Below are 14,311 nucleotides of genomic sequence, written 5' to 3'. Positions count from 1 at the left end.
CAGTTTGTCGTTGATATGATTCAGGGTGGTGCCGGTACTTCCACCAACATGAATGCCAACGAAGTTATCTGTAACCGTGCCCTGGAACTGATGGGCCACCGTCGTGGGGAATACCAGTTCCTGCATCCGAACACCCACGTCAACATGGCTCAGTCTACCAACGACGTATACCCAACCGCCATGCGTCTGGCGATGGTCCTCAAGCACAAAACACTGCTGGTAGCGATCAAGTCTCTGAAAAATGCCCTGGATGTGAAAGCAGGCGAGTTCAAAGATATCCTGAAAATGGGCCGTACCCAGCTTCAGGACGCCGTTCCTATGACTCTGGGTCAGGAATTCAGAGCATTCAGCACCACCATCGGTGAAGACGTTCATCGGATCAGCGAAATGGCTGCTCTGCTGCTCGAAGTTAACCTCGGTGGTACTGCCATCGGTACCGGTATCACTGCCGACAGCCGCTATGCACCACTTGCCGTTAAATACCTGACAGAAATTTCCGGACAGCAAATAATTCTTGCCGGGGACCTGGTCGAAGCCACTTCTGACATGGGTGCTTTCGTTATTTTCTCCAGCTCCCTGAAACGTCTGGCGGTTAAGCTGTCCAAGATCAGTAATGACCTGCGACTGCTGTCCAGTGGCCCGATGTGTGGTTTCAACGAGATTAACCTGCCAGAAATGCAGCCAGGTTCTTCTATCATGCCAGGTAAAGTGAACCCGGTTATTCCTGAAGCCATGAACCAGATTGCATTCCATGTAATCGGTAATGACCTGACGGTAACCCTGGCGTCAGAAGCCGCTCAGCTGCAGCTGAACTATGCGGAGCCTGTTCTGGTCTACAACATTCTTGAGTCCATCCAGCAGCTGGCTGGTGGCATGAATATGCTGACTGAGAAGTGCATCAAGGGCATTACAGCAAACCGTGAAGTTTGCCAGAGCTATGTAGATAACAGTATTGGTCTGGTGACCGCTCTGAACCCATACCTGGGCTATGAAAACTCCAGCCGTATTGCTATGGCTGCACTGAAGGGTGGTCGTCGTGTAGTTGACCTGGTACTTGAAGAAGGCCTGCTCACTGAAGAGCAGTTACGTGAAATTCTGAAGCCAGAAAATATGATCGCCCCCATGAACCTGAGTTCAGTACCACACTAAGCCCATTTTAATGCGCTGAATGAGAACTAAAGGCCTGCCCTGAAGCAGGCCTTTTTTGTTTCCGGAACTCCTTAGGTCTGTTGATGTTTCGCTGCGTACACAGCACCAACCCAGGAAGAAAACCGCAAAAAAGACCGTATAATCCCTGATAACAATACAGGAAATATCATCTAACATACTGCGCCTTAGTCAGGTTTATGTTGATTTGCGCAACATAGCCGGTAAACATACGCAATCAGCGGGAATGACTGGAATAAAATCAGAAGAAACAGAAGCCAGTGGTAAGGGCTAATCTGTAAAAATGCGAAAAGTGCTACGCTTTTTTAAACAGAGCCTCAGTAAAAGCCGGAGTTAATTTTTTTGTCTGCTAACTAAAGCAACGGCATCATACTCTGCTAAACTTTTGCTAAAATACAGAGCGAATTCCACGGCCTTTAAGCAATCTTTTTCAACCACTGTTCTTTCCGGGCAACCTTCTGGACAGAAGAGTTGATGCTCAAAGAGCTTTAATAATGGCTTTCCCGCATAACCCCTATTTCCAGCCTGATGGCAAAAACACCCAATTATACGACAATTTTCCCACAGTGGAGTCATTATGCAGCAACAGGACATGAAGCAAGTACCTACCGTATTTATTATCGATGATGACGAGGCTGTACGTGACTCGCTGAAAATGCTGATGAAGTCGGTAGGTCAGACTGTAGAAACCTTTTCTTCCCCTGCTGAGTTCCTTGAAATTTATGATGAAAACCGGCCCGGCTGTATTGTGCTGGATATTCGCATGCCAGGTATGAGCGGCCTTGAGCTCCAAAGCAAGCTCAACGAAATGCACTGCATTCTTCCGATCATCTTCATCACTGGCCACGGTGATGTTCCCATGGCGGTTCAGGCCATCAAAGATGGTGCCATGAACTTTATTCAGAAGCCTTTCCGTGACCAGGAGCTTCTGGACCTGATTAACGATGGTCTGAAACTGGACACCCAGCAAAGAAAAGAACTCCTTGAGCACAAAGAAATTCTGCGCAGACTTTCCACCCTCACTGACCGTGAGCGTGAAGTTTTGCGTCATGTGGTTGAAGGCAAAGCCAACAAGGTGATCGCGGCCGACATCAACCTGAGCCAGCGCACGGTTGAAATTCACCGTTCCCGCGTCATGGAAAAGATGGGTACCAAGTCCCTTGCTCACCTGGTGCGTCAGGTCATGCAGGTAAAAGAGCACCTTGAAGGCGAGTTTAATTTCAAAATCTAACCCCCCTCTTCTCCGTTTACCTCTAATTAACTGAGGTATTCGGAGCGCCCCCCTGTGTTCAGAAAAAGTAACTGATGATTGTCCAGTTCTTTGGACTGTATTCTCTCAATACAGCCTGAGCTTTTGGTACCTATGGAAAAATCAAATCACTTACTGCTATAAAGGATTTATTGCGAAGTGTTTATGTGATTGACCAAATAATAATCCTTCATAGCTTCATATTTGATCATTCAAAAAAGAGCTAAACGAACAATATAATAATTGAACGAACGATCAGGCAGATCCTTAGGTACTCGCCGAATAACGTCAAGTACATCCCTCCATTCAGCAATTTGCCAGCTAAAACTAAACTGAAGTCGTACCATTAGACAATGGCAAGAAGAAACTGTGAATGACTTTCTGAATTCCTTTTAGTAACAATTGGTCAGAAATCAGCTCATATTTTCATTGCAACCATACAGGTTTCTTTTTACCGCAAGGCTGCCCTTATGAACCTAGCAATACACTGCTCAGTCTACCTATTGGAACAGGATTCCGGCACCACCGAGGCTATTCGCAGCCTGTGCCATGAAAAATCACTGAAGCTTATCTGCTTCGGTTCACACTTTGAACTGCTAAATGCACTTAAGGCAGACCAGCCTTCCTGCATCATTGCGGCTAATGATCAACCCCATGGACAGGCCCTGAACCTGATGCAGGATCTGGCCAGTGAGAACCACCAGGTTCCGGTTATTATTCTCGGGCATCACAATGATGTATCCAGCGCGGTTGCCGCCATTAAAGCGGGTGCTGTGGATTACATTGAAAAGCCAACCATTTATGGTCGACTGGCCGAGCAGCTTAACCAGGTGGTAAAGCACTCATTCCAATCCGCATAAGCACCTGCCTTTTGGCGTTTATGCGGTCATCTATTTTCAACTTTTTGCCAACAAACAATGAGTGGTTAATCAATACACAGCTTATCCAGACACCCCCTTCACGTACTCGGACAACTGCGTTAGCAGCGTCTGCTTCCCGAAATCCTCACCGACCATTTCCTGAGCGGATCGCCACTCATCCCAAAAATGATTGAGTGTTAATAACTGATCATTACCTGAATGCAATTGCCCGGATAATCGCTCACGGCAATACTGCTTCCAAAGCAACTGATCTTCTTCATCCAGCGTTTCAAAATAGTGCCGCCCACGAAAACGAAACAACATTTCATTAAGGCGCTTATCTGAAAAAGAAAGGCCAAGATGGGTTAACTCCGAAGGCTCCGCCGTTAAAATACGCCCCATTTCATGACGATCTGCCGGGGAGAAAAAACCACCGGAATAAATCATCTGATCCGGGTCCGTATGCTTATTATTCGATGGCGATTGTGAAAACACCTCCCTGAGCTTTGCTGTGAGACGGGTGTCAGCCATTAATTGACTTCGGTGCACTTCACACCTGACCATATCCAGCTCCAATCGTTCCTGATCCTCTGCCCTCAGAACACCCGGCGGGGCAACTACAGGACATTTATTCAGGTGAATAGTTTTCAGCGGAATTCGCTCTACGCCCTCTTCCAGCTGATCTGAACGACTGAATAATCGTCGCCTGATCTCTTCAACCGACAAATTCAACAGCGGTGTCGGATCCACTGACAGGTCATAAACAACCACACCATTACGATTCACCGGATGGTCAATCAATGGCATCACTACCGCCAGGTTATGTCGATGGGCACCAAACATGCCGGAAACATGCACAACCATCTCCTGACGGGTCAGATTTAACAGCCCGGCAACTTCACGCTTACCACGATGAGTAAGATAGAACTGAAACACCTTGGGCTGTCGCTGACGAATCAGTTTGGCCAGAGCAATGGTGGCACGGACATCCGACAGTGCATCATGGGCTGAACCATGATCCAAACCATTAGCGGCAGTAAGTTCTTCCAGTCGGAAACTTTTGAAGCCGTCTTCCCGCAGCGGCCACTCAATACCTTCAGGCCTCAACGCTGCAGTCAGCCGAACCAGATCAATAAGATCCCAGCGGCTGTTGCCGTTCTGCCACTCCCGGGCATAGGGGTCATAGAAATTTCGATAGAGAATATTCCGGGTCACTTCATCATCAAAACGGAGGCTGTTATAGCCCAGGGTGCAGGTACCGGGAACCATCAACTCAGCATGAATCTGGCGAATAAACTCAGGTTCAATCAGCCCCTGCTCATTCACTTTCTGTGGAGTCAAACCGGTAACAAGACAGGCCATAGGGTTCGGCAAATGGTCTTCCGGCAACCGACAGAAAATATTCAGCGGCTCTCCTATTTCATTAAACTCGGCATCGGTTCGGATACCAGCAAACTGGGCAGGCCAATCCAGGGCTGGATCAATACCGAAAGTTTCGTAGTCATGGAAATAAAATGTTTTCATTTAATAGCCTTCAATGGTGTTCATTAGTCACCCGCACAATCTGCTACTCAGTCCTGAGAGACTCCACAGTATCGCTGCCACTGGCAAAAGAAACCAGCCCACCCACAGGTACACAACCCATTTTTACTCAATCAATAAAAAAACCATCACTGAGCCTCAGCGTGGCCGATAGCAAACTTCAGGACAGGAGGAAAGAAAATGAAAAATGGAGATAGACGCGACGGCATATTTACCCCGGTTTTCAAGGGAAACTATCCGCTCTGCCTGCAGAAAATCGCGGGAAAAAGTATTGAGTGGAAATACATGGGAGAAAGCACAATGCCTCCGGTTGGTGCCGGGCTGTTTATGGCGGTCACCGATAACAAGGTTCTATGCGATCAGAAATACTGGGTTTATGAAGACGCCATTGATTTCGACAGCCACCATTAAAGGGGCGTGCTGTCCCCTTCATCAGTTTCAGCTTACTCTTTTGATCCGGCTCTTTTGAACCAGAATCATTAAACCACTTTAATCCTGCCACTGAATAATAATTTGCCCGCGACTCACATCATGCAAATGACTGGCAAGCGCATCACAACCTGTTTCTGCCATGGAAATAGTCATGCTAACGGCCTGACCATAGTTACAGGTTTCCAGTGTCCCGTGATATTGCTCAAGGTGATGGCGAACCACTTGCTCATGGGCGTAGTCACACATCAGTACCCCGTGTTTCATTGCCACCCGTTTCTCAAGTGGCAACACCTCACAGGCTTTCTGGACTGAAGCACTGTATGCCCTGACAAGACCGCCGGCTCCCAGCTTAACCCCCCCAAAGTAACGGACAACCACAGCGACAATATCACCAATACCCTTATGCTGAAGCACATTCAACATAGGACGCCCGGCAGTACCGGATGGCTCTCCATCATCATCAGAGCCAACAACAGCCCCACCCTCAGGTACACCGGCAACAAAGGCTAAACAGTGATGGGTCGCATCCGGGTACTCAATACGTTTCGATTCAACAAAGGCCAGGGCTTCCTTACGGGAAGTGGCTGGAGCAAGGCAGGCAATAAAGCGACTTTTCTTGATTTCGGTTTCAACGATAATAACTTGTGCAGGAACAAAGTAATCAGCAGACATGGTGACCTGGAACAGCTATCAATAATGATCAATAAACGCTAAATCGGTAAAACAGCAGTCTACCGGTTAAGGTCAGACAGTCAGTCACTGACCTCGCCGAAGGTAAAATAATCTTTCAGTGTATCCACCAGGTCGATAATATCATGTCCCGCATTAACAATGCTGTAGCCCGAATCAAAATATTCTGGCCCCACATCGGGCTTGCACCAATGACTGCGAACATCAAAATCCAGGTAGCGCTCACCCATATCATTATCGGGTAGAATAATTCGCATATTGTAAACAGCGCCAATCAAAACAGGCACAGAACTGATCAGCATCAATCCATTGCAGCTGATATTGCCAATACTTCCCATAACCCTCATGGTATTTCGATTATAAATTTTCAAATAATCTTGCAACTGGTGACGCTTAATTGAGCGGCGTTCCTTACCGCTGGGTACTAATGACATATGCTACGCCTTTACCGGTACTGTTTCATCTTTAGAATATTTTTTAACACTCACTACTAAATGAAAAACCATGAACTCCATAATTAAACGTCATTCTATTTTTTCAGTTTTTTCCATCTTCTACCCGTTTAACAACCTCTTTAGCCAACGTATTTTTACTGTCATTTGAAGATCGTATTTCTGACAACTCTTTTTTACAGTCTACAAGTAATTCTTTTACATTTTCATAATAATCTTCAGTGGTATTTTCATCTCGAACCATTACGAAAGCCTGCAACCTGGCTTCTATACTACTTAGTAATCTATCATTTTTATCACTTACTTCTCTCAACGATGACTGCAAATGCTGCAAAGCTTTAGGATTACCCACAGAATGATGATTTGATAACTCATTCTTACTATCTTGTAACTCCTGTTTAGCGTCACTCAATTGGTTTTCAAGAGACTCACGAGACTTCTTAGTTATCTCTAAATCGTTAGAGAGATTTTTTAGTTTAATATTCTCATATTTTAACCCTTCTGTTATTTTCTTTAGCTCTTCCCTAACTTCTTTTAACTCAATAGAACCTTCATACTGTTGCTGTAGAGCACGGTCTTTCTCTTTAATCAGAATGTTAAAAACGTCAGGCAGATTTTCAAGCACTGCAATTCTTTTCGATACAGATTCGTCATTAATATCAGAAGCAGAAAAATCATCAGTTTGAGCATTGCCATTAAGATTACCAGCTAATCCGCTCATCCGGTTATAAAGATCAACAATAAAGTTCTTTAGTTTAACCTGCTGACCTTCAATATTTTCTATTTCTTTTTCAAATTCAGCATATTGCTTACGCTGAGCACCCTCAACATCTTTACGTGATTTTACAACTGCCGCCAGATCAATCTCAAGCCCCTCGCTCCCTATCCTCAGGCCTTCCAATTGATCTTTATAATATGCATTTTCCTTCTTGGCTTTTGAAAGGTCTGACCGAGCCCCACCCAATTCAGCTTCTTTTAACCCTAAAACAAATTCTTTCGACACTAAAGCAGATTTAAGCTCCTCATTCACACCCTGAATTTCGCCATTCATAGATTGAGAACTCTTTAATTTTTCCTCAATCACGGATATTTCATCATGAAGGTCATCAATTCTTTTTACTCTATCGTTATAGCCAGAATTGATTACTGCATTCTGACTAGAGAGCTTTGCCAATTCATCTGACTTCTCAGTCAATTGTCTTTCAATATCTTCTAAGCGAACTTTCAGGCTTTCAGCTTTAAGTGCTTCACTATGATCTGACCTTACATCCTTCAACTTTTCTTTTAGATCTATAATTTCTTCAAGCTGGGTTTGCTGATCTATCTGACTTTCTTCAAACTCAAACCCTTTATCTTCCAACTTCTGTTCAAGATCTACCACTTCATCTGATTTAGCATTCAAATGACCTTGTACTTTTTCAAGAGTACTATTTAACTCCCTAACTGTATCATCGAATTCTTCTTCATTGTTATGCAGTTTTAATCGGTATTGTTTTTCTTGATCATCCAACTGCTTCTCTAAATCAACTCTTTCTTTTTTCAAGAAAGAGATTTCTTTTTTATAAATGCCGATCTTTTTACCGGTATCTTCCCACGCAGTCTTCGAGCCTGTTTTCTCACCTTTTGCAAAAGAATTTATTTCTATTTGAGGTATGAGTTGCCTTTTCGCTTCAGCAGTTGACTCTGCTTTTCTGGCTTTTTCTTTTACTTCATTCAGTTGTTTTTCCAGACTGGATGCCTGCTCGCGTAATATCTTATTTTCGCCACCAAGAATTTCACTGTTCTGTTTAAGATTCTCCAATTCATACCTTAAATCATTAACTTCACTTTGATGATCTACCCCGGCAATGGCTAATCTACTTGTGTACTGCTCCAGCAACTCATGCTGTGTTTTATTCTGCTCATTCAGACTTTTAAGCTTTTCATTTGATAGTTCAAATTGCACCCGGTCACCTATCACCATTCTCTGACCGGACAGGCTATTTTTATCAAACTCATCTGTCGTTTCTGACAACCGCCTGATCAAATCGTCATTTTCTTTTTTGAGATTATCGTTTTTCGATTGTAAGTTCAGGGTACTCTTACTTTTTTCAAGTGCTACTGTGGTCAACTCATGCTGAAGACTACTTACTTCACCCTCCAGCTTTTTAATTTTCTTTTGATTTTTATCAACCTCTGATTTCGCTGTATTATTCTTTTTACCAACTTGGCCTGAATTAGCACGAACCTTTTTTAACTGATCCTGTAATCCAGATAGCGCTGTTGTCATAGCACTCGTACTGGCCTTCGCATCGTTCAATTCGGCCTGTACCGCCTGAACCTGGGTGCGCAGCTGGTTGGCTTCATCCCGGGCCTCCGTTGCTCGCTGATTCGCCTCGCTGGCCTCATCCCGCAGCTTATTAAGCTCGTCTCTTTCCGGATCGGGTAAATCCCCCTCCTCTATCTCTGTATTGGTATCCACGAGTAGTGTGCCAAGGGTCTGAGTAGCAACTGATTCAAGGGAGGCAGGAAGATTATCACCATCCGGTTCAATATTCACCGGATAAAACTTAGCCTCTTCAAGATATTCTGTGGTTGCCCAGTATTGTTGAACTCTCTCGACTACGTTCTTTGCAGCCCTATACTCCTGACCTTTTGGCTCTGATACATCAAGCTCCCGATCCCATTCTGTATCAAGATCTGGCTCAGAATCGTAGCCCTCATCCGTGTCTACCAAGCCCTTATCCATATCTACAATGAAATGTTTGAGAATATCTTTTAATTCCGGGTCAATCTGGCTTAAACGCTTAGCTCTTGGGTCATAATCAAGCCAATCACCATGCATGTGCCACTGTATGAGATCAAAACTTAAATCAATAACAATCCGTGCAACCTCTGCTGGGTTATCAGCGTTTATTTCTTTGGCTTTTTCCTGAAACTTTTTTCCGATGGATGATAAATCTGTACTATTCTCAAGCTCACTTAATACTTTAATTAATTGATTATTAAGATTTTTTAACTTTTTATTTCCCTGAGAATCATCATTTACTTTTATTACCCTATTTTCATCAAGAGCACGACTTATCTCTTTGACCAACCCTGCCCTTACCCGGCCATTACTGTAGGTATTTTTTATAGAATCTGCACATCGTACAGACCTCCGGGAAATCTTTTGATCATCAGGAGAGCTATCGGAGGGGCTTTGTCTATTTCTGGAGAGTTCAGGAACAGCCCCTGCTTTCACTTTTAGACCATCATTTTCCTGACCATCTAACTTATTTCCTTTTACATAAGGAATATCTTGTGGACTAAAGCTATGACCTGTTAATCCGCTACCTTTATTCATAATAAACTCAGACTATTAATTATTATTTAAATAAACCAAAGGTGGGAATCCATTAAAAAACCAAGTTATTATTTTATTCACTCAACACTGATCAAATATTGGCCACACTCATTAACTTCAGGCTAGCAGAACAAAAAAACCAATTAAAACCATTAATAAAAGATGGTTTTTTTGACAAAAAAACAATTAATTATCAACAAGAAGCCACTTGAAACTTTTATTAAACCAAAGACTCAATTTTAACAGGACATTTTTTTGACTTATGAAACAAAACCAATAAATCAACATTTAATATCTCAACCGAAAAAACTTGACTTTGAGACACTTCAATTACTTATATTCAATTCCAATTTGAAAAGACAAGCGTTTTAATAATTCAGCCACCTCTTGATTTAGTATCATGTTTACCTTATTTAACTGATCAAAACTCAGCTCCACATTCTCTCCCGAAGCCATTAACCCCTCCAGCTCATACCAGGTAACCGAACAGTGTCCATAACTAATAAATTCCTCAGAAATCAATCGACTACTTTCATCCAGTAAGACCCAGTCCAGTGTCTGCCTTAACATGAATGGTGTAACTTGAGTAAAATCAGGCTCTGCCGGTCTGGTTATCACAGGAGAGTTTGGTGAATAACGGAACTGGAGCACAGCCTCTGACTTTAACAGCTCCAGATCAGGAAGGATCAGATATCGCAATGATTCCTGTTTAATCAACCAGTTATTGATTCGGTCAAGATCATAGTTTGATTCACTACCCAGAATCCCTCCCAGAGAATGGAAGGGCTTCATATCACATCTGGAAAGTTCCCGGCCCAGGCCATCAGGGCATGAATATTCAACACTGCTCACCCAACGCTGATAGAGCTGGAGGCTGTCATGGGGAGACCCCAATAACCATGTCGATTGCAGCGCCTTATAAACCGGTTTACTGGCCACTGGATCAAGAGTCACCTGCCCCTCTTCACCGAAGGCCATCATCGGAAGGAGAATTCCACGGGGGTTGGATGGCAGAAGGCTTAGTAATTCTGGTTGAAATGTACACTGCCCTGTGATGGTTTTACTGTCTGGTGACAGGGAAAGCGCCTCTGCAGGCAGATCAGGACTGAACCAGCGAGCCTGAACTCGCAGCTCTGACGGTTCCTTAAATGAACGACCAGAGTCCTCAAAAAAATCAAGCCAACTGCATCCCTGTAACCAAATAGTGGCCAGTAATGCAATCAGTATTCCGTATTTCTTATGGTTCACCGGCCACTTCCACCCCTGATCTCAAATTAAAACTACTGAATCGTCAGGCCGTTATCTTTCGGTTTGCCAAGATCCCGCATGGAGTTTTCCAGCTGTTGCAGCCTCAGGGAAATCTGACTCTGGAAGGCACTAAGCTTTTTACTCAGTTCTTCCTGAGTTTGTGTGGAAGCCTGAACTTGCTGCTCAACGGCCTTCTGCGCTGACAAACGGCTCTTTAACCCATCAATTTCAGCCTTAAGCGCTTCAACATGGGCGGTCATATCCGAGTTGGCGACCAACTGCTCGCTAGTCACGGCTTTAATCATCTGGTCCAGCACTGTCAGCTTTGAAACCTGCTGGCCAGCTGACTTTCTGGCAGCATCCGACTGTTTGATGGCAGCATCCGACTGTTTGATGGCAAGATCCAGCTTCTTCCCCCCCTGCTCAATCTTCTCTTTATTCTCATTGATCGCCTGACGGTTTCTCTTGTTGGAAACATCCCAGAGCTTGCGAATTTCAGAGTTAACCACTTTGAGCTCAGAGCGGAAGATGGAGTCACTCTGGTTAATGGTTTCACCGGTTTGAGAAACCTGTCCGGTCACCAGGCCTAACTGGTCACGGGTTTCCTGAAGCGCCTGCCGGATATCTACCAGCGTTTTCTGCAATTCAGCCACTTGCCAGTAACCACCAGCGGCAACACCGGCCAGAAGCACAAACAGCACGCCAGAAACAAAGTAGCCCGCACCATTGCTTTTACTGGTGGGAGCTGGTTTGCCGGCACTTTTGGGGGCATTACCAGTGGAGCGGTGTCTTGAAGGGCGCTGCTCGGCGGTAATGGAGAAATCCTGGTTTGCCTGACGAATCTTTTTATCCTCTTGCATAATCACTGCTTTCGATCAAAAACACCGCTCTAATCGTTCGATCTGTTTTTAGACTTCAGTGAAGCGGCGTTCCCAGCTCCTGGCTGTTAAGAAAAATAAATGAGGCACTATTGTAGAAGAAAGAAATCCAGCCCCCAACCCTTTATTCAACATAAAGGGCCACTTAAGACTTGAAATCTCTGCAGTAAACCTCAAGATACAGCCGCATGGATTCGTAGTAGCCGCAGTGCTACTATCGCTTTGCGAAAAATCAGGTCTCTAAACGAACCATAACTATTCCAACCGCTATTAATAGCAAAAGTGGAGAACACAAATGGCCTTTCAACTGCCCGAACTGCCTTATGCCCGCGATGCTCTGGTGCCCCATATTTCTGAGGAAACCCTGGATTACCATTACGGCAAGCACCACAAAACCTACGTGGTAAAACTGAATGGTCTGGTTGAAGGCACTGAGCTCGAAAACAAGAGCCTGGAAGAGATCATCAAGACGTCTGAAGGCGGTATCTTCAACAACGCTGCACAGATATGGAACCACACGTTCTACTGGCACTGCCTGAGCCCAAATGGCGGCGGCAAGCCATCCGGTGAGCTGGCTGCAGCGATCGACAAAGCCTTCGGTTCTTTTGATGACTTTGTTGCCAGGTTCTCTGACATGGCCGTTAATAACTTCGGCTCATCCTGGACCTGGCTGGTAAAAAACACCGACGGCTCTCTGGAAATTGTCAACACCAGCAATGCCGGCACGCCTCTGACCGGCGACCAGAAGCCTCTGCTGACCTGCGACCTGTGGGAACACGCTTACTACATCGACTACCGCAATGTCCGTCCGGATTACCTGAAAGCCTTCTGGGCCCTGGCAAACTGGGAGTTTGTTGCAGAGAATTTTGCCGGTTAAGCAAGTTAAGCAATGCTCTGATTAGCCGTTTAACCGGCTAATATAAAAACCGCCTGCTGAATACTATTCAACAGGCGGTTTTTTAATGCCTACTCCAGAAGCCAAAGCTATAGTTCTGGTCTCCTTGATGATTTGTCGCTAACATCTGTCGTCTAAATACAGCGCTCCTATGATAATTACAAGCTGACCAAAACAATGACTGAATATCTGATGCCGGCAAAGTATGCCAGACTATTACTGAAAGTGGCTCAGGAACAGGGTTATGACGTCAACCAACTGATCAATGATGCAGGGCTCTCTTTTAACCCGCTGGAACTGCATACTGATGAAGACTTGGAAATCCCGGCACTTATCTTCAGTAAGCTATACCGCAAAGTATCCGGAGCAATGCAGGATGAAGCATTCGGCCTGGGTACCACCTATAAAATGCCTCCCGGCACCTTCCGGATGCTCTGTTATTGCATTATCCACTGTAATTCATTACAAAAGGCCCTGGACAGAACCACCGAATTTACTTCATTGACCTATGGTATTCGTGGAATCACCATAAAGCCTGAACCACCTTACCGGATCACCCCGGATAGTAATGAAGCAACTTTGGTTTACTCCAGTGCTGCTAATAAATTCAATACGTATATGACGCCTGCCAAACAACTGAGTGTTGTGAACAGTCTCTCACTCTGGCATCGCTTCTGCAGCTGGCTGATCGGTAATAATATTGCGGTAAAACGGGTGAATCTGATGGGTTCCCCCAGCCTGAACCTGAGCGGCTACCGCTACTACTTTGATTGTCCTATTGAGTTTGACCAGCAGGAGAACTCAATCGTCATTAATGCCCAGATGCTGAACGCTCCACTGGTACATACTGAAGAGTCTCTGGATGCTTTTCTGGAAACTGCGCCTTACCAGCTATTTGTCATTAAAGATGAGCAAGGCAGTGACAGTATTATTCCACGGATCAGAGCCCTGATCGGCTATAACTTCACCCGCCGGATACCCAGCTTTGATGAACTTGCCCAGTTGCTGAATATCTCCTCAAGAACCTTACGACGACGACTGGAAAAAGAAGGCACTTCCTATCAGAAAGTAAAAGACGAATGTCGTAGGGATGCTTCTATTGATTATCTCAGTCAGCCAAACCTGACCATTAACTCTGTTGCAGCACTGATGGGGTTCGACGAACCCAGTGCCTTCCACCGGTCATTTAAAAAATGGACGGATATGACACCTGGGGAATTCCGGAAAAAGAACAATATTCAGATAGAAGACGTCGAAGAGGTTGCCTGAAACAGCATAGATCAAAGGGATATATGAAGAAAATCATAAAAAGGCCGGCTGATGCCAGCTTTTTATTAACGGGCAGCCCTGGCCATATTCAAACCAAACATGGCCACCAGCTCTCGCTGAACTTCATTAACACCGCCACCGAAAGTGTTAATCTGGCATTTACGATAACCCTCTTCTATTTCTCCCTGAATTACAGCGCCGGGACTGCCAGAGCGAACCATTCCCGGTGCGCCGATAACATCAAGCAGCAGACGGTACACCTGAATCACGGACTCAGTACTATACACCTTGATACCGGATGCAA

Annotated in this window: 13 protein-coding genes; 6 read left to right on the top strand and 7 right to left on the bottom strand. The window is 44.9% G+C overall.

Translation table 11 applies throughout. The annotated features are described in order from the left end of the window. The 3 genes from RM811_RS09455 to RM811_RS09445 form a co-directional block, all read left to right on the top strand. Positions 1 to 1,149: aspartate ammonia-lyase (locus tag RM811_RS09455; RefSeq protein ID WP_402523320.1), on the top strand; the 1,149-nt coding region annotated here is incomplete at its 5' end. A gap of 595 nt (positions 1,150 to 1,744) precedes the next feature. After that, entirely contained in the window at positions 1,745 to 2,398 is a 654-nt protein-coding gene (locus tag RM811_RS09450) for a response regulator transcription factor (protein ID WP_402523317.1), read from the top strand. Between the two features lie 488 nt (positions 2,399 to 2,886). Further along, the gene (locus RM811_RS09445) at positions 2,887 to 3,276 is read left to right on the top strand and encodes a response regulator (RefSeq protein ID WP_402523315.1); all 390 of its coding nucleotides are present in this window, start codon (positions 2,887 to 2,889) and stop codon (positions 3,274 to 3,276) included. Between the two features lie 81 nt (positions 3,277 to 3,357). Here the strand turns inward: RM811_RS09445 and sbcB are convergent, their stop codons facing one another. Then, positions 3,358 to 4,800 carry an exodeoxyribonuclease I gene (gene sbcB, locus RM811_RS09440; protein WP_402523313.1) on the bottom strand — a complete coding sequence of 481 codons (1,443 nt, stop codon included), beginning with the start codon at positions 4,798 to 4,800 and terminating at the stop codon, positions 3,358 to 3,360. 198 nt (positions 4,801 to 4,998) lie between these two features. On the opposite strand from sbcB, the gene RM811_RS09435 reads away from it, so the two are divergent. Further along, a complete protein-coding gene (locus RM811_RS09435) occupies positions 4,999 to 5,229 on the top strand; it encodes a hypothetical protein (protein ID WP_402523312.1) in 231 nt (76 codons plus the stop codon). Positions 5,230 to 5,307: 78 nt separating this feature from the next. On the opposite strand, the gene RM811_RS09430 is transcribed toward RM811_RS09435, so the two are convergent. The 5 genes from RM811_RS09430 to RM811_RS09410 all read right to left on the bottom strand — a co-directional run bounded on the left by RM811_RS09430 (position 5,308) and on the right by RM811_RS09410 (position 11,825). Further along, positions 5,308 to 5,922 carry a YigZ family protein gene (locus tag RM811_RS09430; protein WP_402523309.1) on the bottom strand — a complete coding sequence of 205 codons (615 nt, stop codon included), beginning with the start codon at positions 5,920 to 5,922 and terminating at the stop codon, positions 5,308 to 5,310. A gap of 80 nt (positions 5,923 to 6,002) precedes the next feature. Then, positions 6,003 to 6,374 carry a hypothetical protein gene (locus RM811_RS09425; RefSeq protein WP_402523306.1) on the bottom strand — a complete coding sequence of 124 codons (372 nt, stop codon included), beginning with the start codon at positions 6,372 to 6,374 and terminating at the stop codon, positions 6,003 to 6,005. Between the two features lie 103 nt (positions 6,375 to 6,477). Continuing rightward, a complete protein-coding gene (locus tag RM811_RS09420; protein WP_402523303.1) occupies positions 6,478 to 9,717 on the bottom strand; it encodes a hypothetical protein in 3,240 nt (1,079 codons plus the stop codon). A gap of 330 nt (positions 9,718 to 10,047) precedes the next feature. Next, on the bottom strand, positions 10,048 to 10,965 hold the full coding sequence (locus RM811_RS09415; RefSeq protein WP_402523302.1) for a hypothetical protein: 918 nt from the start codon (positions 10,963 to 10,965) through the stop codon (positions 10,048 to 10,050). Between the two features lie 32 nt (positions 10,966 to 10,997). Then, positions 10,998 to 11,825 (bottom strand): hypothetical protein, encoded by an 828-nt coding sequence (locus tag RM811_RS09410; RefSeq protein ID WP_402523300.1) that lies wholly within the window; start codon positions 11,823 to 11,825, stop codon positions 10,998 to 11,000. A 313-nt stretch (positions 11,826 to 12,138) separates the two neighbouring features. On the opposite strand from RM811_RS09410, the gene sodB reads away from it, so the two are divergent. Both sodB and RM811_RS09400 read left to right on the top strand, forming a co-directional pair. Beyond that, positions 12,139 to 12,720 carry a superoxide dismutase [Fe] gene (gene sodB, locus RM811_RS09405; protein WP_402523298.1) on the top strand — a complete coding sequence of 194 codons (582 nt, stop codon included), beginning with the start codon at positions 12,139 to 12,141 and terminating at the stop codon, positions 12,718 to 12,720. Positions 12,721 to 12,915: 195 nt separating this feature from the next. Beyond that, the gene (locus tag RM811_RS09400) at positions 12,916 to 14,007 is read left to right on the top strand and encodes an AraC family transcriptional regulator ligand-binding domain-containing protein (RefSeq protein WP_402523296.1); all 1,092 of its coding nucleotides are present in this window, start codon (positions 12,916 to 12,918) and stop codon (positions 14,005 to 14,007) included. A 65-nt stretch (positions 14,008 to 14,072) separates the two neighbouring features. On the opposite strand, the gene RM811_RS09395 is transcribed toward RM811_RS09400, so the two are convergent. Next, on the bottom strand, positions 14,073 to 14,311 hold a 239-nt coding region (locus RM811_RS09395; RefSeq protein WP_402523293.1), incomplete at its 5' end, for an acyl-CoA dehydrogenase family protein.

Origin of the sequence: Endozoicomonas sp. (assembly GCF_031844845.1) — a bacterium.
GTDB lineage: Bacteria > Pseudomonadota > Gammaproteobacteria > Pseudomonadales > Endozoicomonadaceae > Endozoicomonas.
Note: the sequence above shows the minus strand (reverse complement) of the source record. Positions and strands in the feature narration are given on the sequence as shown.

Coding starts and splice junctions, on each gene's coding strand:
- RM811_RS09435 (WP_402523312.1), top strand. CDS start 4,999: ATGAAAAATGGAGATAGACGCGACGGCATATTTACCCCGGTTTTCAAG.
- sbcB (WP_402523313.1), bottom strand. CDS start 4,800: ATGAAAACATTTTATTTCCATGACTACGAAACTTTCGGTATTGATCCA.
- RM811_RS09425 (WP_402523306.1), bottom strand. CDS start 6,374: ATGTCATTAGTACCCAGCGGTAAGGAACGCCGCTCAATTAAGCGTCAC.
- sodB (WP_402523298.1), top strand. CDS start 12,139: ATGGCCTTTCAACTGCCCGAACTGCCTTATGCCCGCGATGCTCTGGTG.
- RM811_RS09420 (WP_402523303.1), bottom strand. CDS start 9,717: ATGAATAAAGGTAGCGGATTAACAGGTCATAGCTTTAGTCCACAAGAT.
- RM811_RS09445 (WP_402523315.1), top strand. CDS start 2,887: ATGAACCTAGCAATACACTGCTCAGTCTACCTATTGGAACAGGATTCC.
- RM811_RS09400 (WP_402523296.1), top strand. CDS start 12,916: ATGACTGAATATCTGATGCCGGCAAAGTATGCCAGACTATTACTGAAA.
- RM811_RS09430 (WP_402523309.1), bottom strand. CDS start 5,922: ATGTCTGCTGATTACTTTGTTCCTGCACAAGTTATTATCGTTGAAACC.
- RM811_RS09450 (WP_402523317.1), top strand. CDS start 1,745: ATGCAGCAACAGGACATGAAGCAAGTACCTACCGTATTTATTATCGAT.
- RM811_RS09410 (WP_402523300.1), bottom strand. CDS start 11,825: ATGCAAGAGGATAAAAAGATTCGTCAGGCAAACCAGGATTTCTCCATT.